18 protein-coding genes are annotated in these 19,159 nt (G+C 72.8%); 7 read left to right on the plus strand and 11 right to left on the minus strand.

Annotated elements, in window-relative coordinates; translation table 11 throughout:
• Positions 1-30: 30 nt before the first annotated feature.
• The 3 genes from ACZ5WG_RS09780 to ACZ5WG_RS09790 all read right to left on the minus strand — a co-directional run bounded on the left by ACZ5WG_RS09780 (position 31) and on the right by ACZ5WG_RS09790 (position 3,933).
• On the minus strand, positions 31-1,728 hold the full coding sequence (locus ACZ5WG_RS09780) for a PKD domain-containing protein (protein ID WP_468721945.1): 1,698 nt from the start codon (positions 1,726-1,728) through the stop codon (positions 31-33).
• A 115-nt stretch (positions 1,729-1,843) separates the two neighbouring features.
• A complete protein-coding gene (locus ACZ5WG_RS09785; RefSeq protein ID WP_053787048.1) occupies positions 1,844-2,437 on the minus strand; it encodes a TetR/AcrR family transcriptional regulator in 594 nt (197 codons plus the stop codon).
• Positions 2,434-3,933: a 3-hydroxyacyl-CoA dehydrogenase gene (locus tag ACZ5WG_RS09790; protein ID WP_468721947.1), complete on the minus strand. Its 1,500-nt coding sequence runs from the start codon at positions 3,931-3,933 to the stop codon at positions 2,434-2,436. The genes ACZ5WG_RS09785 and ACZ5WG_RS09790 overlap by 4 nt, the downstream gene beginning before the upstream one ends.
• Positions 3,934-4,100: 167 nt before the next feature.
• Here ACZ5WG_RS09790 and paaN point away from each other — a divergent pair, with 167 nt between their 5' ends.
• Positions 4,101-5,783: a phenylacetic acid degradation protein PaaN gene (gene paaN, locus ACZ5WG_RS09795; RefSeq protein WP_468721948.1), complete on the plus strand. Its 1,683-nt coding sequence runs from the start codon at positions 4,101-4,103 to the stop codon at positions 5,781-5,783.
• Here paaN and ACZ5WG_RS09800 read toward each other — a convergent pair.
• From ACZ5WG_RS09800 to ACZ5WG_RS09810, 3 genes are all read right to left on the minus strand, one after another.
• On the minus strand, positions 5,780-6,523 hold the full coding sequence (locus ACZ5WG_RS09800; RefSeq protein WP_468721949.1) for a TrmH family RNA methyltransferase: 744 nt from the start codon (positions 6,521-6,523) through the stop codon (positions 5,780-5,782). The genes paaN and ACZ5WG_RS09800 overlap by 4 nt on opposite strands.
• Before the next feature lie 131 nt (positions 6,524-6,654).
• A complete protein-coding gene (locus ACZ5WG_RS09805; RefSeq protein WP_468721951.1) occupies positions 6,655-7,839 on the minus strand; it encodes an HTTM domain-containing protein in 1,185 nt (394 codons plus the stop codon).
• A complete protein-coding gene (locus ACZ5WG_RS09810; protein ID WP_468721952.1) occupies positions 7,827-8,627 on the minus strand; it encodes a DUF5819 family protein in 801 nt (266 codons plus the stop codon). Before ACZ5WG_RS09810 ends, ACZ5WG_RS09805 begins: the two co-directional genes overlap by 13 nt.
• A gap of 135 nt (positions 8,628-8,762) precedes the next feature.
• Here ACZ5WG_RS09810 and paaA point away from each other — a divergent pair, with 135 nt between their 5' ends.
• The 6 genes from paaA (at position 8,763) to ACZ5WG_RS09840 (ending at position 13,712) form a co-directional block, all read left to right on the plus strand.
• Positions 8,763-9,791, plus strand: a complete 1,029-nt coding sequence (paaA, locus tag ACZ5WG_RS09815; protein WP_468721954.1) for a 1,2-phenylacetyl-CoA epoxidase subunit PaaA — start codon at positions 8,763-8,765, stop codon at positions 9,789-9,791.
• Complete coding sequence (gene paaB / locus ACZ5WG_RS09820; RefSeq protein WP_030292728.1) at positions 9,788-10,072, plus strand: 1,2-phenylacetyl-CoA epoxidase subunit PaaB; 285 nt, start codon at positions 9,788-9,790, stop codon at positions 10,070-10,072. The genes paaA and paaB overlap by 4 nt, the downstream gene beginning before the upstream one ends.
• Positions 10,069-10,809, plus strand: coding sequence for a 1,2-phenylacetyl-CoA epoxidase subunit PaaC (gene paaC, locus ACZ5WG_RS09825; RefSeq protein ID WP_468721955.1), 741 nt, complete (start codon positions 10,069-10,071; stop codon positions 10,807-10,809). Before paaB ends, paaC begins: the two co-directional genes overlap by 4 nt.
• Positions 10,803-11,348, plus strand: coding sequence for a 1,2-phenylacetyl-CoA epoxidase subunit PaaD (gene paaD / locus ACZ5WG_RS09830; RefSeq protein WP_399250720.1), 546 nt, complete (start codon positions 10,803-10,805; stop codon positions 11,346-11,348). The genes paaC and paaD overlap by 7 nt, the downstream gene beginning before the upstream one ends.
• On the plus strand, positions 11,349-12,476 hold the full coding sequence (locus ACZ5WG_RS09835; protein WP_468721957.1) for a 2Fe-2S iron-sulfur cluster-binding protein: 1,128 nt from the start codon (positions 11,349-11,351) through the stop codon (positions 12,474-12,476).
• A gap of 93 nt (positions 12,477-12,569) precedes the next feature.
• Positions 12,570-13,712: an acyl-CoA dehydrogenase family protein gene (locus tag ACZ5WG_RS09840; RefSeq protein WP_468721958.1), complete on the plus strand. Its 1,143-nt coding sequence runs from the start codon at positions 12,570-12,572 to the stop codon at positions 13,710-13,712.
• Between the two features lie 32 nt (positions 13,713-13,744).
• Here the strand turns inward: ACZ5WG_RS09840 and ACZ5WG_RS09845 are convergent, their stop codons facing one another.
• From ACZ5WG_RS09845 to ACZ5WG_RS09865, 5 genes are all read right to left on the minus strand, one after another.
• Entirely contained in the window at positions 13,745-14,089 is a 345-nt protein-coding gene (locus tag ACZ5WG_RS09845; RefSeq protein ID WP_385587088.1) for a rhodanese-like domain-containing protein, read from the minus strand.
• Between the two features lie 151 nt (positions 14,090-14,240).
• Positions 14,241-15,053 (minus strand): J domain-containing protein, encoded by an 813-nt coding sequence (locus tag ACZ5WG_RS09850; protein WP_468721960.1) that lies wholly within the window; start codon positions 15,051-15,053, stop codon positions 14,241-14,243.
• 106 nt (positions 15,054-15,159) lie between these two features.
• Entirely contained in the window at positions 15,160-16,617 is a 1,458-nt protein-coding gene (locus ACZ5WG_RS09855; RefSeq protein WP_468721961.1) for a DUF2252 domain-containing protein, read from the minus strand.
• A 73-nt stretch (positions 16,618-16,690) separates the two neighbouring features.
• Positions 16,691-17,350 carry a response regulator gene (locus ACZ5WG_RS09860; protein WP_468721962.1) on the minus strand — a complete coding sequence of 220 codons (660 nt, stop codon included), beginning with the start codon at positions 17,348-17,350 and terminating at the stop codon, positions 16,691-16,693.
• A gap of 8 nt (positions 17,351-17,358) precedes the next feature.
• Positions 17,359-19,020: a sensor histidine kinase gene (locus ACZ5WG_RS09865; RefSeq protein WP_468722282.1), complete on the minus strand. Its 1,662-nt coding sequence runs from the start codon at positions 19,018-19,020 to the stop codon at positions 17,359-17,361.
• Between the last annotated feature and the right edge of the window lie 139 nt (positions 19,021-19,159).

The following is a 19,159-nucleotide window of genomic DNA, read 5'->3' on the forward strand; positions in this document are numbered from 1 at the left end:
GGGGCGCTGTGCGAGGCGCCTACCGGCGGATCACTTGGTCTCGTAGTAGCCGAAGATGTCGACGATCAGGTCCGCGGTGTCCCAGCTCTGGTTCCAGAAGTCGACGACTCCGTTGACCCCGCCGGAGCTCGCCTGGACCAGGTTCGGAACGGTCTTGCCGGCCGTCCAGTTCAGGGTGGACGCCGTGGGACGCGTCAGCTGCTCCTCGGTGCCCTTCTCGTACTGGTCCGGCGTGTTCGTGTCCGGGGCGACCGAGAGGAAGCCCGCGTCCTTGGTGTTCGTCACCGTGGTGTTCAGGACGTAGCCCGCGATGCCCTCCTCGCCGTGGGAGATGGGCATCCAGATGTAGCCACGGGCGTACATCGGCCCGTAAGCCCAGGCACGGGTGTCGAGCATCCGGCCCGGGGTGACCGGCATGAAGGAGCCCGAGCTGTCGGGGCTGTAGTAGCCGACGACGTCGACGATCACGTCGGCCCCCGCCCAGGCGCCGTTGAAGACGTTGACCTTCCCGTCGGCACCGACCGGGACGACCACCGAGTTGGCAACGGTCTGCCCGGCCTTGAAGTTCACGTTCGAGGTGTTCGGGGCCTGCTGGCCGCTCGGGTAGGCCGTCAGGTGGCCGTCCTCGCGCGGGTTGGTGGCGGTCACGTTCAGCGCCACGGCGGTGGCGTTGGCGGGCACGTACCAGCCGCCGAGCTGCACGCCGATCGTGCCGCGGCCCGCGACCTGGCCCTTGGGCGCGCCCTGGCCGGAGCGGGTGTCCACGGCGCGGACCGGGGCCATCGGCGTGTAGCCGCTGGCCGCGGTGCGGGTGAAGTAGCCGGTGATGTCGGCGATCAGGTCGACCGCCGTCCAGCTGCCGTTGTAGAGCTCGACGGTGCCGTCCTTGCCGACCGGCACGACCACCAGGTTCGGGACGGTCTGGCCGGCCTCGAAGTTGAGGTTCGAGGTGGTCGGACGCGTGCCGCCGCCGGGGAAGGCCGTGACGTGCCCGGGGTTGGCGGCGTTGGTGACGGTGACGTTCAGGGCCACGGCCGTGACGCCCGCCGGGATCTTGCCGTTGCCGGCGATCTTCACCTTGGCCGAGGAGTACGCCTGGACCATGCCCATGGGGGCACCGGTGCCGGTGCGGGTGTCCAGGAGACGGGTCGGGGCGTACGGGGTGAAGTCCGAGCCGACCGTCGACAGCGGGAGCTCGTTGACGACCTCGGCCTGGTTCACGGTGTCCGTGACGGTGACCTTGACGTTGTACTCGCCGAGCTCGGCGTAGCTGTGCTTGAGCGACACCTCCTGGCCGGGGACGGCGTCGACGCCGTCCGTCGCGCCGTCACCCCAGTTGTAGGTGACGCGGAGCGTGGCGCCCGGGGAGCTGAGGACCTGGGCCCGCAGCTCGATGCCGTGCGCGGACGTGCTCTGCGCGTTGAGGACGACGCCCAGGTCCGGGTTGCCGGCGGCGGCGGTCTCCGCGCCCTGGGCGGTGGCGCTCGCGCCGGCCTTGCCCTTGGCCGCGGGCAGGGACTTGCGGACCGAGTGCTCCGCGGGGCTGTGGAACTTCTTGACTTCGGATGCACCGAGCTTGGCCAGGTCCGCTCCGGGAGCGGACACCCCCTTGGCCACCGGTGCGGACGGACCCGCGGCCGGACCGGCCGCCTGGGCTGCGCCCGGGATGAAACCAACGCTGGCCGCGACGACGACGGCAGCGGAAACTACGAGACGGCGACTGCGCACCGGCCCCCCCATTTTCTATGACTGCTTGAACATGTTCGAAAGCATGCTCATCGTACAGACCCCGCGCGGCGATCGATCAGAAAATATGCGGCCAGATCGCAGGGATCTTGGCCGGTCACCGACCGCGTACGGTCCGCAGGCCGTCCAGCGCCATGTGGACGACCGCGTCGGCCAGTTGGTCCGCCGTGGTGCCGGGGTGCGGGCGGTACCACTCCACCAGGGAGTTCACCATGCCGAACAGCAGGCGGGTGGCCAGCCGGATGTCCACGTCAGCGCGCAGGTCCCCGTCGGCCGCGGCGGCCTTGAGGAGCTCCGCGACCTGGTGGTCGAACTCGCGCCGGCGCTCCAGGGCCCAGCGCTCGGTCCGGGTGTTGCCCCGGACCCGCAGCAGCAGCGTCACGTACGGGAGCTCGGCGACCAGGACCTCGACCGTGCGCCGCGTGACGTACTCGACCCGCTCGACCGCCCGGCCGCGTACGGCACCGGGCTCCTCCAGGACGGCGAAGAGCCCGTCGAGCGCGCGGCTGACGGCCCGGCGCAGGAGCTCCTCCTTGCCCGCCACGTGGTGGTAGATCGAGGACTTCGAGATGCCCGCCGCCTTGGAGAGGTGCTCCATGGAGGTGCCGTCGTAGCCCCGCTCGTTGAAGACCTGGACGGCGACCGACAGGAGCGTCTCGGGGGTGTACGTGTCCCGCCTGGCGGTGGTCATTCGGCATCCTCCGCGTAGCCCAGCTTGAACAGCGCCAGCGAGGGCGCGTAGCGGCCGCCGGGACAGCGCTCGTCGAGGTGGTGCAGCAGGTCGTACGCCCAGTCGCGGCCCAGCCGGCCGTGCCATTCGGAGGGGCCCAGCGGGTAGTTGACGCCGAGCCGCATCGCCGTGTCGATGTCCTCGGCGGTGGCCGCACCGCGCGCGACGGCGTCGGCGGTCAGGTCGATCAGCATCGCGACCGTGCGCGCCACGATCATGCCGGGCACGTCGCCGATGACGGAGACCTGCTTGCCGAGCTTCTGGAACAGCCCGACCGCCTCGGCGAGGGTCCGCTCGCTGGTGTCCTCGCCGGCGGACAGCGCGATCCGGGTGGCGCCGCGGTAGTCGAGTGCGAGGTCGAAGTAGACGACGTCGGCGAACTCGATCGCGGTCTTGCCGTCCGCGAGCACCAGCTGGCCCTCACCGGGCAGCTGGATGTACGGGCCCCCGTGCTCGGTGGACGTGACCGCGATCCCGGCCTCCTCCAGCAGTTCGACGAGCCCGGCGGCGGGACCGAGGTCGCCGACCACGCCGACCTTCTCCGGGGCGGCCTCGGGACCGGCGGTGTGCGGGGCCTGGGCCTGGACGTCGGGGCCGTACGGGAACCAGCCGTGGCCCGACTTGCGGCCCAGGCGGCCCGACTGGACCAGCCGGCGCTGCGCCAGGGAGGGGGTGAACTTGGGGCTCCGGAAGAAGGACTCCCACACGGAGCGCGTGACGGCCTCGTTGACGTCCTGGCCGATCAGGTCGGTCAGCTGGAACGGGCCCATCTTGAAGCCGCCGCACTCGCGGAGCACGGCGTCGATGGTGGCCGGGTCGGCGCCCTGCTCCTCGTACACCGCGAAGGCCTCGGCATAGAAGGGGCGGGCGATCCGGTTGACGATGAAGCCGGGGGTGTCGGCGCAGCGGACCGGCGTCTTCCCCCAGCCCAGCACGGTGCGGTACGCGCGCTCGGCGGCGGCCGGATCGGTCGCGAAACCGCTGACCACCTCGACGAGCGGGAGCAGCGGGGCCGGGTTGAAGAAGTGCAGGCCGAGGAAGCGGCCGGGGTGCGCGAGGCCGGCGGCGAGCTCGGTGACGGAGAGGGAGGAGGTGTTCGTGGCCAGCAGGGCGTCCGGCGCGACCACCCCTTCGAGTGCTTCGAAGAGCGCGCGCTTGACGGCGGCGTCCTCGACGACGGCCTCGATGACGAGTGCGGCGCCGGCGAGGTCGGCGAGGGCGGAGGCCGCAGCGATCCGGCCGATCGCGTCCTCGGCCTCGGCGGGGTCGAGACGGCCCTTCGCGGCCATGCGGTCGACGCGGTCCTGGACGATGCCCACGCCGCCGGCGGCGAGCTCGGCGTTGATGTCGTAGATCAGCACCCGGTGACCTGCGAGGAGGGCGACCTGGGCGATGCCCTGCCCCATGGTGCCGGCGCCGACGACCGCCACAGTGCGGGACCGCTCGATTGCTGTCATGTCCTGATCCTCCCGCACCGGGTTATCCACAGGTCTGCCGGGCCCTCTTGTCCCGACCGATCGTTCGGTTACTCTAACTCCAGTCTGCTCTTCTTCACCCGCCCCTGCCTGATCTCAGTCTGCGATCCAGCCTGATCTTGCCCGGCTCAACGAGGAGTTGGTCCCTGATGGCCGCCGAGCTCACCGTCCCCCAGCTGTCCGACAAGCACCGGTCCACCCTGGACCAGGCCCTGGCGGCCATCCGCAGCCGCGCCTACTGGTCCCCGCATCCGGAGCACCCCAAGGCCTACGGGGAGACCGCGCCGGCCGACGGGCTGGCCGCCTTCGAGGCCGTCCGCGGCACCCGCTTCGACCTGGGCCAGCCCGGCACGGACGGCTGGACGGGCGCCGAGGTGTCCCCGTTCGGCCCCGAGCTGGGCGTCGAGTACCCGCACGTCGACCCCGACGTGCTGCTGCCCGCGATGAAGGCCGGCATGGGCGCCTGGCGGGACGCCGGTCCCGAGGTGCGCGCCCTGGTCTGCATCGAGATCCTGGCCCGGATCGGCGCGCGGACGCACGAGTTCGCGCACGCGGTCATGCACACCAGCGGCCAGGCCTTCATGATGGCGTTCCAGGCGGGCGGCCCGCACGCACAGGACCGCGGCCTGGAGGCGGTGGCGTACGCGTACGAGGAGCAGACCCGCGTCCCGGGCCAGGCCGACTGGTCGAAGCCGCAGGGCAAGAGGGACCCGCTGGAGCTCGGAAAGACCTTCACCGCCGTCCCGCGCGGCGTCTCCCTGATGATCGGCTGCAACACGTTCCCGACGTGGAACGGCTACCCGGGCCTGTTCGCCTCCCTGGCCACGGGCAATGCGGTCCTGGTCAAGCCGCACCCGCGCGCCGTGCTCCCGCTGGCGCTGACGGTGAAGGTGGCCCGCGAGGTCCTCGCCGAGGCGGGCTTCGACCCGAACCTGGTGGCGCTGGCCGTGGAGCGCCCGGGCGAAGGCATCGCCAAGACCCTGGCCGTCCGCCCCGAGATCAAGCTGATCGACTACACCGGCTCGACCGAGTTCGGCGACTGGCTGGAGACCAACGCCCGCCAGGCGCAGGTCTACACGGAGAAGGCCGGCGTCAACACGGTCGTCGTCGACTCGACCTCCGACTACAAGGGAATGCTGTCCAACCTGGCGTTCTCCCTCTCCCTGTACAGCGGCCAGATGTGCACCACCCCGCAGAACCTGCTGATCCCGCGGGACGGCATCGAGACGGACGCCGGCCACAAGTCGTACGACGAGGTCGTCGCCGACCTCGCGGCCTCGGTCGGCGGCCTGCTCGGCGACGACGCCCGGGCCAACGCGCTGCTCGGCGCCCTGGTCAACCCGGACGTCAAGACCCGCCTGGAGGCGGCGGCCGGCCTCGGCGAGGTGGCGCTGGCCTCCCGCGAGGTGGTGAACCCGGAGTTCCCGGACGCGGTGGTCCGCACGCCGGTGATGGTGAAGCTGGACGCGGCCAAGCCGGACGACTCGGCCCCGTACCTCTCGGAGTGCTTCGGCCCGGTCTCCTTCGCGGTCGCCGTGGACTCCACGGCGCACGCCCTGGACCTCCTGCGCCGCACGGTGCGGGAGAAGGGCGCGATGACGGTGGGCGCCTACACCACCTCCGCGGACACCGAGCGGGCCATCGAGGAGGTCTGCCTCGAGGAGTCGGCGCAGCTGTCGCTGAACCTGACGGGCGGGGTCTACGTCAACCAGACCGCGGCCTTCTCGGACTTCCACGGCTCGGGCGGCAACCCGGCGGCGAACGCGGCCCTGTGCGACGGAGCCTTCGTCTCGAACCGTTTCCGCGTGGTGGAGGTCCGCCGCCAGGCCTAACCGGCGTGGGGTCCGCCCCAGTGGAAGAGCGTCATGGCCACACTCGTGGCCAGGTTGTAGCTGGAGACCTGCGGCCTCATCGGCAGGGAGACCAGGTGGTCGGCCCGGTCACGCAGCTCGGGTGAGATGCCGTGCCGCTCCGAGCCGAAGGCGAGCAGGGCGTCGTCCGGGAGGGTGAGGGTGCGGATGTCCTCGCCCTCCGGGTCGAGCGCGTACACCGGCCCGGAGGGCAGGGTGTCGATCTCGACCCGGTCGACCGTGGTGGCGTAGTGCAGCCCGGCCCCGGCCCGGACCACGTTCGGGTGCCAGGGGTCGAGGTCGCCGCGGGTCACCACTCCGGTGGCACCGAAGCCTGCGGCGAGCCGGACCACGGCGCCGACGTTGCCGAGGTTGCGGGGGTTGTCGAGCACGACGACGGGCGCGGTCCGGGGCTGCCGGTCCAGCCGGGCCCGCCCTTCGGCCCGGTCGGGCCGTACCGCCAGCGCCGCGACCCCGGTGGGGTGGACCCGGGGCAGCAGCGTCCGCAGCTCGGCCTTCCGCACCAGCCGCCCGACCTCGCCCGCCACATCCGGAGCCAGCTCGCCGGCGAGCGCCCGTACGGCATCCGGATCGTCGGCGACGACGGCCCGCACATCGGCCCCGAACCGCAGGGCGTGCTTCAGCGCATGGAAGCCGTCGAGCAGCACGAGATCCCCTTGCTCGGCCGCAACCCGCCACTCACGCCCACTCTGCTCACTCATACAGCCGACCCTAATTCCAGCCCGGCCGATTCCAGCCCCGCCGGCGTTCGAGGCGCTGGGGTCCCCCCAGCGGTGGCCGGGGGAGGGTCCGTGGCCGGCACCCGGCGACGGAGCCCGCACACCCCGGCCGGTCAGCGCACGCCAGGGCTCGGTTCCGCCGGCGCAAGGGCCCGCCCGGCCTCCGCCGGAACGGGCGCAGACCCCACCGACCCCACCGGGCCGGAGGCCCTGGCGCCCAGCCACACCAAGAACCCCGTCGGCAGGAACACCGCATCGGCGGCGATCATCGCCAACGAGAAGAACGGCAGCCCCAGCAGCACCGCGATCCCGGCATGCTCCAGCATCATCACCCCCAGCAGCACGTTCTTGATCCGCCGGTTGAACACGGTGAACGGGAACGCCACCTGCACCGCCACCGTCCCGTACGACAGCAGCATCACGAGCGTCCCGTTCCCCGCCACCACCGACGACAGCCCCGGCCACGGCGTGAAGTAGTCCAGCCCGAGCGGGTAGTACAGCGCGGTCCCGTCCTGCCACCGCGACCCCTGGATCTTGTACCAGCCGGCCGTCGCGTAGATCAGACAGACCTCAGCCATGATCACCAGCAGCCCCGCGTTGTGCACCAGGTTCGCCAGGACGTCGAGGACCGCCCGCCCCTCGCCCTCCGGCTCGTACCGGTCCACCATCCACCACACCGCGCAGACCACCCACAGCGCCGCGAAGGCCGCCAGCCAGCCGTAGCCGAACCCCGCCGCCACCGCCCCGTACGCGAACACCGCGCCCAGCACGCCCCACAGCACCGGCCCGGCCGCCCCGGCCGAGGCCGACCCCCGCAGCCGTGCGCGCCGCGCGTCCAGCGACCACACCTGTGCGCACCGCGTCAGCACCAGGTACATCGCCATCAGGTGGATGACGTTGTCCCCGCCGTCGCCCATGAACACGCTGCGGTTCTGCAGCGACAGCACCCCGACCATGAACACCACGGACATCGCGCGCGTCCGCCAGCCCAGCATCAGCAGCACGCTCGACAGCACCGACACGGCGTAGACGATCTCGAACCACAGCGTGGAGTCCGACCACATCAGCACCGTGAAGGCGTGGTTCGAGTCGATCAGCCGCTCCGCCAGCCCGAAGCTCCAGGGCCCGTCCGGCCCGTACAGCTCGTGCCGGTTCGGGAACTCCCTCAGCAAGAAGAACAGCCAGGTGGCGGAGAAGCCGATGCGGACGACGGCGCTCTGGTACGGGCCCAGCGCCCGTCCGGTGACCTGTGCGACCGCCCGGCCGGCGGCGGCGCGCGCCCGCCTCACACCGTCCACCACGGCAGCTCCCGGTAGTAGGTCTGGGTGTCGGTCTTCTCGTCGCTCCAGGGCGGCGCCGCCACCGCCCGCGTCGCCGAGCGAAGCTGGATCCGTACGATCCCGCCCGCGGCGACCCCGTCGTCCGCGAGCCGGTCCAGCGCGATCCGCCGCAGGTACTGCTCCGACAGCTCCCCTCGCTCGCCGATCGGCTTGTCGTCCTCGTCGTGCGAGCCGGTGAAGAAGTCCCAGGCCCGGCGCAGCTCGTTCTGCCGCACGTGGCTCGGCAGCAGGCTGTGCCGGATGGCCTCGCCGTCCTGCGCGGACAGGTCGCGCCAGCCGCTCGCGACCGGCTCGCCGCCGGCTGCCGTGCGCACCTCCGCCCGTACCTCCACCGCGATGTTCTGCTGGAGCGGGTTGGGGGCGAAGAGCTTCCAGTTCTGCTCGAACTCGGGGTAGATCCAGTCGTCGACCGTCTTCGCGTGCTGCTTGCTCACCGTGTTGGACGGGGCGACGTGCAGGAAGACCAGCGCCAGGTGCCCGCAGGCGGCGAGGCCCACGGCCGCCAGGGCCAGGGCCGTGACGACCCGGTACGGGGCGGACAGGCCGGCGATCCCGGGCGCCCGGGGCGGCACCGGACCGGCCGGCGGTCCGGCCGGCCGCTCGTCCGCCGGATCGGCAGGCGCCTCGTCCGCCGGACCGGCCGGCGGATCGACCGGCGGGCGCGCCGACGGAACAGCAAGGCGATCGACCGGCGGATCGACCGGCGGAACAGCCTCTTCCGCGGGCTCGCGCTCGTTCGAATCCATCCCGCCCCGATCGTCCGGCGTCCACAGGGTTGACCTCAGAGGTTGACACCCTACGGGCCGCCGACCCACCATTGAAGAGTACGAACCGAACGATCGGTCGGTCGGGCGGTCAACAATCTCTGGCAGGGGGCCGGGATGGTGGCAGTGACCCCGGAAACGGGGCAGGACTCAGGCCTCGGGGCTGACCTCGGGGCACAGCTCGCGGCGGCCTTCGACGCCGCTGTGGCGGCCGACGAGCGCGTCGAGCCGCGCGACTGGATGCCCGAGGCGTACCGCGCCTCGCTCGTCCGCCAGATGGCCCAGCACGCCCACTCCGAGATCATCGGCATGCAGCCCGAGGCCAACTGGATCACCCGTGCGCCCTCGCTGCGCCGCAAGGCGATCCTGATGGCCAAGGTCCAGGACGAGGCCGGCCACGGCCTCTACCTGTACAGCGCCGCCGAAACCCTCGGCACCAGCCGCGACGAGCTGCTCGACAAGCTGCACTCCGGCAAGCAGAAGTACTCCTCGATCTTCAACTACCCCACCCTGACCTGGGCCGATGTCGGCGCGATCGGCTGGCTCGTGGACGGCGCGGCGATCACCAACCAGGTGCCGATCTGCCGCTGCTCGTACGGGCCGTACGCCCGTGCGATGGTCCGGATCTGCAAGGAGGAGTCCTTCCACCAGCGCCAGGGCTTCGAGCTCCTCATGGCCCTCTCCAAGGGCACGGAGACGCAGCACGCGATGGCGCAGGACGCCGTGAACCGGTGGTGGTGGCCCTCGCTGATGATGTTCGGCCCGCCGGACGACGAGTCGGCGCACTCCGCGCAGTCCATGGCATGGCGGATCAAGCGGCACTCCAACGACGAGCTGCGCCAGCGCTTCGTGGACATCGCCGTTCCGCAGGCCGAGGCGCTGGGCCTGACCCTGCCCGACCCGGACCTGAAGTGGAACGAGGAGCGCGGGCACCACGACTTCGGTGCGATCGACTGGGCCGAGTTCTGGGACGTGCTCAAGGGCAACGGCCCGTGCAACGAAGAGCGGATCGGCCAGCGGCGCCGGGCCCACGAGGAAGGCGCCTGGGTCCGCGAGGCGGCCGCGGCGTACGCGGAGAAGCACTCCGCCCGGACCGCACACACCGCCATACAGAGCACGGCAACGAACGAGGAGGCAGGGGTATGACGCAGAACTGGCCACTGTGGGAGGTGTTCGTGCGCTCGCGCCGCGGCCTCTCGCACACGCACGCGGGCAGCCTGCACGCACCCGACGCGGAGATGGCCCTGCGCAATGCCCGCGACCTCTACACGCGGCGCGGCGAGGGCATCTCGATCTGGGTGGTGCCCTCCACCGAGATCACCGCGTCCTCGCCGGACGAGCGGGACCCGTTCTTCGCCCCGTCGGCCGACAAGCCGTACCGGCACCCGACCTTCTACGAGATCCCCGAGGGGGTGCACCACCTGTGACCAGCACCGATGCCGTTCAGCCCGATGTCGTCCAGTCGGCAGCCCTCGCACTGGGGGACGACGCCCTGATCCTCTCCCACCGCCTCGGCGAGTGGGCGGGTCACGCCCCCGTCCTCGAGGAGGAGGTCGCCCTCGCGAACATCGCGCTCGACCTGCTCGGCCAGGCCCGCATCCTGCTGTCCCTGGCCGGGGACGAGGACGAGCTGGCCTTCCTGCGTGAGGAGCGGTCCTTCCGCAACCTCCAGCTGGTCGAGCAGCCCAACGGGGACTTCGCCCACACCATCGCGCGCCAGCTCTACTTCTCCTTCCACCAGCACGAGCTGTACGCGGAACTGGCCGTCGGCGACGGCCTGTTCGCCCCGCTGGCGGCCAAGGCCGTCAAGGAGACCGCGTACCACCGCGACCACGCCGAGCAATGGACCCTGCGGCTCGGCGACGGCACGCAGGAGAGCAACGCCCGCATGCAGGCCGCCCTGGACGCGCTGTGGAAGTTCACGGGCGAGATGTTCCAGCCGGTGGACGGCATCGACGGCGTGGACTGGGCCGCCCTGGAAGGCCGCTGGCTGGCCGCCGTGGGCGGCGTACTGGAGCGGGCCGGGCTCGCGCTCCCCGAAGGCCCGCGCACCGGCGCCTGGGCGGCCGGCGCCGGCCGGCAGGGCCTGCACACCGAGTCGTTCGGCAGGCTGCTCGCCGAGATGCAGCACCTGCACCGCAGTCATCCGGGGGCGTCATGGTGACGGACACGCCCCGCGCCCCGGCCCCGACGGGCGGGCCCGAGGCTCCCGAGGCCATGACCCGCCTGGAGGCGGAGCTGGCCGAGCTCGCCGGCTCCGTGCCCGACCCCGAGCTGCCCGTGCTCACCCTCGCCGAGCTGGGCGTGATGCGCGGCGTGCGGATGCACGAGGACGGGCACGTCGAGGTCACCCTCACCCCGACCTACACCGGCTGCCCCGCCATCGAGGCCATGTCCGCCGACATCGAGCGGGTCCTGACCGGCCACGGCATCCCCGACGTGCAGGTGCGCACCGTCCTGGCCCCGGCCTGGTCGACCGACGACATCAGCGCCGAGGGCCGGCGCAAGCTCGCCGAGTTCGGCATCGCCCCGCCGCGGCCGCACGCGGCCGGCGGGCCGGTCCCGGTCACCCTCTCGGTCCGCTGCCCTAACTGCGGATCGACCGACACCGAACTGCTCAGCCGGTTCTCCTCCACCGCATGCAAGGCGCTGCGCCGCTGCACCGCCTGCCGTGAACCGTTCGACCACTTCAAGGAGCTGTAGATGGCCGCGTCCACGCCGTCGCCCACGTCGGGCTCCGGGCGCCCCGCGCGCCACGGCGCCTTCCACCCCCTGACGGTGGCGACGGTCGACCGGCTCACCGACGACTCCGTGGCGCTGACCCTGCGCGTCCCCGAGGAGCTGCGCGGCGAGTACCTGCACGCCCCCGGCCAGCACCTCACGCTGCGCCGCAGCACCCCCGAGGGCGTGGAGATCCGCCGTACGTACTCGATCTGCTCCCCTGCCCCGGACCCCGCGGGCCCCGGCCCGGCGGCGCTGCGGGTGGGCGTGCGGCTGGTGGAGGGCGGCGAGTTCTCCACGTTCGCGCACAAGGAGATCGCCGCCGGGGACGTGCTGGACGTGATGGTCCCGGCCGGGCGGTTCGTCCTGGAGCCGGCCGCCGCGCCGGCCGCCGGGCACTACGCGGCGATCGTCGGCGGCAGCGGGATCACCCCGGTGCTGTCGATCGCCGCCTCGCTGCTGGCGGCGCGGCCCGACGCCCGGTTCTGCCTGGTCCGCAGCGACCGCACGGCGGCGTCGACGATGTTCCTGGACGAGGTCGCCGACCTCAAGGACCGCTTCCCGGAGCGGTTCCAGCTGGTGACGGTCCTGTCCCGGGAGGAGCAGGAGGCCGGGCTGCCGTCCGGCCGCCTCGACGAGGAGCGGCTGAAGGCCCTGCTGCCCGCGCTGCTGCCGGTCGCCGACGTCACGGGCTGGTTCCTGTGCGGCCCGTACGGGCTGGTCGTGGGCGCGGAGCGGGCGCTGGGCACGCTCGGCGTCGTCCGGACCCGGATCCACGAGGAGATCTTCCACGTCGAGGACACGGCACCGCCGGCCCCGGCCGCGGCTCCCTCCCACGTACGGGTCACGGCCCGGCTCGACGGCCGCTCCGGCACCTGGCCGGTCCGCGACGGGGAGTCCCTGCTGGACGCCGTGCTGCGCAACCGCGCGGACGCCCCGTACGCCTGCAAGGGCGGGGTCTGCGGCACCTGCCGGGCGTTCCTGGTCACGGGCGAGGTCCGGATGGACCGGAACTTCGCGCTGGAGGCGGAGGAGACGGAGGCCGGGTTCGTGCTGGCCTGCCAGTCGCACGCGGTGACCGAGGAAGTGGAGATCGACTTCGACCGCTGAGGCTGTCCATTTCCTTCATCCTGCTCTATCTTGACGCACCGTCAGGTCCGGACCGGGCCTGACCGGGATCCGGTGCGCGCGGGAGGACAGGCAGTGGACTTCACCTTCACCGAGGAGCAGCAGGCCGCCGTCGAGGCGGCGAAGGCCGTCTTCGCGGACGTCGCCCCGGACGGCGTGCCCAGCCCCGCGCTGACCCCGGGGGCCGTCGCGGAGGACTTCGACCGGCCGCTGTGGGCCAAGCTCGCCGCGTCCGACCTGCTGAGCCTGGTCCTCGCCGAGGAGCACGGCGGGGCGGGCCTCGACGCGATCGCCTTGTGCCTGGTGCTGCGCGAGGCGGCGAAGGTGCTGGCCCGGGTTCCGCTGCTGGAGCACTGCGCCACGGCCATGGCCGTCCAGGCCCACGGCAGCCCCGAACTGGCCGCCGCCCTGCTGTCCGACGCCGGGCGGGGCACGCTCGTCCTCACCGCCGCCGCCCACGGGCGCAGCGGCCACGATCCCGCGGAACTCGCCGTCACCGCCCGCCGCGAGGGCGCCCGGTGGACCCTCGACGGGGTCCAGACGGCCGTCCCGTGGGCGCACGGCGCCGACTGGATCGCCGTACCGGCCCACACCGGCGAGGGCGAGGCCGTCCTCGCGTTCGTCCCGCGCGCCGCCGAGGGCCTCACCCTGGCCGAGCAGGTCTCCACCAGTGGGGAACGGCTCGCCGAACTCGCCCTGGACGGCGTACGGGTGCCCACGACGCATCTGATCGACACCCCGGGGGCCTGGGAGCGGCTCCGCCAGCTCCTCGCCACCGGAACCTGCGCCCTGGCACTCGGACTCGGCGAGGGAGTCCTCTCGATGACCAGCCAATACACCGGCAAGCGCGAGCAGTTCGGCTTCCCGGTGGCCACCTTCCAGGCCGTCGCCGTCCAGGCCGCCGACCGCTACATCGACCTGCGCGCCATGGAGGTCACCCTCTGGCAGGCCGCATGGCGGCTCGACGCGGCGACCGGCGGAGCCGGCGGCCCGCTGCCGAGCGCCGGGGACGTCGCCGTCGCCAAGATCTGGGCCTCGGAGGGCGTACGCCGGGTCGTGCAGACGGCGCAGCACCTGCACGGCGGCTTCGGCGCCGACACCGACTACCCGCTGCACCGCTACCACGCGTGGGCCAAACAGCTGGAGCTCCAGCTGGGCCCGGCCGCCGCGCACGAGGAGGCGCTGGGCGACCTGCTGGCCGCCCACGCCCTCGCCTGACGGCCGACCCCTGGCGGCCGACGCGTGGCGCGCTAGAGCACGAAGGCCGGGTTCCCGTTGTCGGTCACCATCGGGCGCCCGGCGCCGTCCCAGGCCTGCATGCCGCCGTCGATGTTCACGGCGTCGATGCCCTGGCGCACCAGGTACTGGGTGACCTGAGCGGAGCGCCCGCCGACGCGGCACATCACGTGCACGCGGCGGCCGTCCTCGGCGGCCTCCGTCAGCTCACCGAAGCGGGCCACGAAGTCGCTCATCGGGATGTGCAGGGCGCCCTCCACGTGTCCGGCAGCCCATTCGTCGTCCTCACGGACGTCGAGGACAAAGCCTTCGGAGGGCACCGCGGCGGCGTCCACCGAGGGAAGCGGTCCGAAGTTCATACGTCGCCTTCTCTCATCGCAGATCTGACTCCCAACCTATCCGAGACCTATCCGAGCCCGGGCCGAACCCGGCCCCGCCAAATCCAGCCCCGCCGGCGCTCGAGGCGTGGGCACCGCCCAGCGCAACGGCGCCGCACGGCACCCGGCAGGCTCAGGCCCCACCCAGCCCGGCCAGCTCCGACTCGCGCTCGGAGACCTGCGCCAGCAGCTGCTCCGCGATCTCCTCCAGCAGCCGGTCCGGATCCTCCGGCGCCATCCGCAGCATCGACCCGATCGCGCTGTCCTCCAGCTCCCGCGCCAGCACCGACAGCAGCTCCTTGCGCCGCGCCAGCCACTCCAGCCGGGCGTACAGCTCTTCGCTCTCGTTCAGCTGCCGCACGGCCTCCGGCACGGGACCCGCCGCCCACTCCTCGGCCAGCTCGCGCAGCACCTGCTCCTCGCCCCGCGCGTACGCCGCGTTCACCCGCACGATGAACGCATCGCGCCGCTCCCGCTCGGCCTCGTCCCGGGCGAGATCCGGGTGCGCCTGGCGGACGAGCTCGCGGTACAGCCGGCGTACCTCCTCCGTCGGCCGCACCCGCTCCGGGGGCCGCACCGCGCGGTCGGTGAGCATCGCGGACGCGTCGTCGGAGATGCCCTCCGAACCCATCCAGTCGTGGAACAGCTCGTCCACGCCCGGCATCGGCATCACCAGCGAGCGGGCGTCCCGGGCCCGTCGCAGATCCTCGGCATCGCCGCTGCGCGCCGCCTTCGCCTCGGCGATCAGCGCATCCAGCTCGTCGAGCCTCGAGTACATCGGGCCGAGCTTCTGGTGGTGCAGGCGGGAGAAGTTCTCCACCTCCACCCGGAAGGTCTCCACGGCGATCTCGAACTCGATCAGCGCCTGCTCGGCGGCCCGCACGGCCCGTTCAAGGCGCGCCTCGGGGCGCTCGTCGCCGGTGTCTTCAGTCTGCTGCTCGCTCACCCGGCCACCCTAAGGCCGGTCGGGCCGGGTCGATGTTTCACGTGGAACATCGACCCGGGACCGTGACGCGGATCGCAAACCGGACCGTGATCGGGCCACCACCCGCTCAGACCCCGGCCTCCGCCGCGATCCGCCCGGACCGCACCGCCGCCAGCAGGTGCGCGTGGTCGGCCTCGCTCCGGTCGGCGTACGCCACCGCGAACGTGGCCATCGCCTCGTCCAGCTCGTCGTTCTTGCCGCAGTACCCGGCCAGCAGCCGCGGATCGGCGCTGTGCGCGTGCGCGCGGGCCAGCAGGGCGCCGGTCATGCGCCCGTAGTCGTCGATCTGGTCGGCCGCCAGCGCCGCCGGGTCCACGCTGCCCTTGCGGTTGCGGAACTGCCGCACCTGGTACGGCCGCCCCTCCACCGTGGTCCAGCCCAGCAGGATGTCGGAGACCACCTGCATCCGCTTCTGCCCGGCCACCACCCGGCGGCCCTCGTGCTCCTCGACCGCGGACTCGAAGCCCAGCGCGGGCAGGTACGGCAGCAGCACCGACGGCCGCGCCTCCTTGACCTGGAGCACCAGCGGCTCGCCCCGGTGGTCCAGCAGCAGCACCACGTACGAGCGGGTGCCGACGCTCCCGGTGCCGACCACCCGGAAGGCCACGTCGTGGATGGCGTAGCGGGCCAGCAGCGGCAGCCGGTCCCCCTGGAGGGTCTTCAGGTACGGGCCCAGCGAGGCCGCCACGGCCGCCGCCTCGGCGTCGCCGACCCGGCGCAGCACCGGCAGGGCGTCGACGAAGCGTCGTCCCCCGTCGGGGCCGGCCTCGGTGGACTTGGCGGCGAACCGCGCCGAGGTGTTGTTGCGGGCCTTCTCCGAGACCCGCTCCAGCGTGCCCAGCAGGTCGCGGGCGTCGGTGTGGGAGACGAGCTCCTCGTCCGCGATGGCGTTCCAGGCGTCCAGCGCCGGCAGCTTGGCCAGCAGCCGCATGGTCCGGCGGTACGCGCCCACGGTGTCGTGCGCCGCGGCCCGGCAGGTTTCCTCGTCCGCGCCGGCCACCCGCCCGGCCAGGACGAGCGAGGTCGCCAGCCGCTTCAGGTCCCACTCCCACGGGCCGAACACGGTCTCGTCGAAGTCGTTCAGGTCGATGACGAGCCGGCCGCGGGCATCCCCGTACAGGCCGAAATTCGCCGCATGGGCATCGCCGCAGATCTGCGCGCCGACCCCGGTCACCGGACCGCCGGACAGGTCGTGCGCCATCAGCCCGGCCGATCCGCGCAGGAACGCGAACGGGTTCGCGGCCATCCGGCCCACCCGGATCGGCGCCAGCTCGGCGACCCGCCCGACGTTGGACTCCTCGACCGCCTGCACCGCGTCCGGCCGCCCGGCCGGCGCCTCGAAGTGCGCGTGCGCCGAGCGCGGCACCCGCGTACGCAGCGCCCTGCCCGCCTCCTTGGGCGAGCCCGCCACCGCCCGCGGGGCGAACCCCCCGACCGCGGGTATCCGCCCGCCGTCCGCCGCGCCGGGCGCACGGCCCGTCGTCCCGTCCGGCTCCGCAACCCGCTGCTCCGGTACCGCCACCATCCGTGCCGCCCCCGCCCGTACCCGTACTCGTCGGACCGTCCCGTCCGACAACATCAATTCGGCCCGACCGTATCTACAGCCCGGCGTCCCTGGCCAGCAGGGCGGCCTGAACCCGGTTCTCGCAGCCCAGCTTCGCCAGGATCCGGCTCACGTACGTCTTCACCGTCGCCTCGCTCATGTGCAGCCGCCGGCCCGCGTCCGCGTTGGACAGCCCCTCGCCCAGCAGCGCCAGCACCCCCCGCTCGCGCTCGCTCAGCTCCGCCACCCGCCGCCGGGCCTCCTCGCCGCGCCCCGCGGCCTGTCCCGAGGCCAGCTGGTCGACCACGTGCCGGGTCGCCCCCGGCGAGAGGTACGCGTCCCCGGCCGCGGCGGCCCGCACCGCGCCGATCAGCTCGCCCGGCGCCGAATCCTTCAGCAGGAACCCCGCGCCGCCCGAGCCGAGCGCCCGCAGCACGTTCTCCTTCTCCCCGAAGGTGGTCAGGATCAGCGCCCGTACCTCCGGTGCCGCCCGCCCCAGCTCACCGAGCGCGGTCAGGCCGTCCATCACCGGCATCTGGATGTCCAGCAGCATCACGTCCGGCGTGTGCGCGCGGGCCAGGTCCACCGCCTCGCGGCCGTTCGCCGCCTCCGCGACGACCTCGATGTCCGGAGCCGAGGTCAGGATCATCCTGATCCCGGCCCGGATCAGCGGCTCGTCGTCAGCGATCACCACTCGGATCACCTTGGCTGTCACCCGCGCTCCTACTGCTTGACCTCGTACGCCTGCTTGTCGATGAGCTTGCCGTCCTTGAAGCAGAACCGGAAAACGGTATCGGTGGACAGCCCCGAGTCGCCCGACGACAGCAGCGCCAGACACCGCGAGCCCTCCGGCCGCTCCGGTCCCTTCCGGTCCAGGCCCTCGGTGAGGAAACTCTCGCCGTCGGGCAGCCGGCCGCGGACCTCCTCCTCCGACTCGCCCACCCGCACCTCGTCGTAGTCGCCCTGGCTGATCATCGCGTTGCCCGCGGTGCCCAGCAGCAGCACCACCCCGGCCCCGATGACGATCACCAGCAGCACCACCGCCGCGAAGGCGATCCCGCATCCCATCGCGACGCCCCCGGTCCGGCTGCGGCTGCGTACGGCAAGTTCCCGGTCCACCGCCGCCCAGTCCATCGGCGGCGCCGTCGCGAGCCCCAGAGCCTGCGCCTGCTGCCCGAAGTCGTCGGCGATGTCCTCCACGCCCGCCGGCTCCGTCCCGTACGGCAGCACCCCGGCCACCCGGAACCCGCCGCCGTCGGTCGTGCCCGCGTGCACCATCCCGCCGACCAGCCGGGCCCGTTCGCGCAGCCCCGTCAGCCCCTGCCCGCCCGACACCACCTCGCCCGTGCCCGGCCCGGTCGCGGGCCCGTTGGCGATCTCCACCACCAGCGAGTCGTCCTCGTACCGCAGTTCCACCGAGATCGGCGCCCCCGGGGCGTGCTTGTACGCGTTGGTGAGCGCCTCCTGCACGATCCGGTACGCCGCGTGGTCGCACGCCGCGACCAGCGGCCTCGGCCGCCCCGCCGAGGTCATCCGTACGTCGGTCCCCGCGCTCCGCGCCGCCTCCACGATCCCGGCGATCCCGGCCACGCCGCGCGCCGCGGGCTGGGCCTCCTCGACCGGCACCGGCGCCTCGACGCCGTCCCGCATGATCCCGACGACCTCGCGCAGCTCGTGCATCGCCGCGACCGAGGCCTGTCGCAGCACCCCCACGGTCTCGCGCTGGCGGTCGGTGAGCTTCGGGTCCACCTCCAGGGCTCCGGTGTGCACGGAGATCAGCGCCAGCTGGTGGCCCAGGCTGTCGTGCATGTCCTGGGCGATCCGCTGGCGCTCGCGCAGCCGGGCCTGCCCGGCGACCATCGCGCGCTCCCGCATCAGCTGCCCGTTGCGCTCCTGGAGCGCCTGCAGCAGGGTCCGGCGCTGCGACCAGTAGCGGCTGGCCAGACCCGGCATGACCGTCATCGCGAGGAACATCAGCGTGGAGAAGACGATCACCAGTACGGGCCGTTTGTCGGACCACGCCTGCAGCACACCGAAGCCGACCGAGGCGAGGAAGGCCAGCGTGAACGCGGTCAGCGCCCGGCCCACCCCGACGATCCGGCGCCCCGCCGACCAGCCCAGCAGGATCATGACCAGGAAGGAGCCGGGCAGGAACGGGGACACCGCCGACGCCACGACCAGGGTCGCCGCCGGCAGGCGCCGCCTCAGCAGCGTGAGCAGCACCACAGCGGCGGCGCTGCCGATCATCCGCTGCACGCTGCCGTTGTCGAGCTCCTCGACCCCCAGACCGAGCAGCGCGAGCAGCCCGGCGATCACCAGGTCCCCCGCCAGCATCCGCCGGGTCCACGGCTCGGGGCCCGTCAGCCAGTCCCAGCCCGCCCGCATCCTCGCCGTCACATCCACGCGACCGACCCTAGACACCCGCGCCCCCGCCGGACCGTCCTCTTTCGTCGCGCCCTGCGTGACGAAAGTCGTACGGCCGACACCACGGCCGGTACCGCCTCGACGGCCAACTCCCCGCGCA

The sequence above is a fragment of the Streptomyces sp. NPDC032745 genome (assembly GCF_055579465.1).

What these genes read in the sequence shown, in the direction of transcription:
- ACZ5WG_RS09785 (WP_053787048.1), bottom strand. Translation starts at nt 2,437, where the DNA reads ATGACCACCGCCAGGCGGGACACGTACACCCCCGAGACGCTCCTGTCG.
- ACZ5WG_RS09790 (WP_468721947.1), bottom strand. Translation starts at nt 3,933, where the DNA reads ATGACAGCAATCGAGCGGTCCCGCACTGTGGCGGTCGTCGGCGCCGGC.
- paaN (WP_468721948.1), top strand. Translation starts at nt 4,101, where the DNA reads ATGGCCGCCGAGCTCACCGTCCCCCAGCTGTCCGACAAGCACCGGTCC.
- ACZ5WG_RS09800 (WP_468721949.1), bottom strand. Translation starts at nt 6,523, where the DNA reads ATGAGTGAGCAGAGTGGGCGTGAGTGGCGGGTTGCGGCCGAGCAAGGG.
- ACZ5WG_RS09810 (WP_468721952.1), bottom strand. Translation starts at nt 8,627, where the DNA reads ATGGATTCGAACGAGCGCGAGCCCGCGGAAGAGGCTGTTCCGCCGGTC.
- paaA (WP_468721954.1), top strand. Translation starts at nt 8,763, where the DNA reads ATGGTGGCAGTGACCCCGGAAACGGGGCAGGACTCAGGCCTCGGGGCT.
- paaB (WP_030292728.1), top strand. Translation starts at nt 9,788, where the DNA reads ATGACGCAGAACTGGCCACTGTGGGAGGTGTTCGTGCGCTCGCGCCGC.
- paaD (WP_399250720.1), top strand. Translation starts at nt 10,803, where the DNA reads ATGGTGACGGACACGCCCCGCGCCCCGGCCCCGACGGGCGGGCCCGAG.
- ACZ5WG_RS09835 (WP_468721957.1), top strand. Translation starts at nt 11,349, where the DNA reads ATGGCCGCGTCCACGCCGTCGCCCACGTCGGGCTCCGGGCGCCCCGCG.
- ACZ5WG_RS09845 (WP_385587088.1), bottom strand. Translation starts at nt 14,089, where the DNA reads ATGAACTTCGGACCGCTTCCCTCGGTGGACGCCGCCGCGGTGCCCTCC.
- ACZ5WG_RS09855 (WP_468721961.1), bottom strand. Translation starts at nt 16,617, where the DNA reads ATGGTGGCGGTACCGGAGCAGCGGGTTGCGGAGCCGGACGGGACGACG.
- ACZ5WG_RS09865 (WP_468722282.1), bottom strand. Translation starts at nt 19,020, where the DNA reads ATGCGGGCGGGCTGGGACTGGCTGACGGGCCCCGAGCCGTGGACCCGG.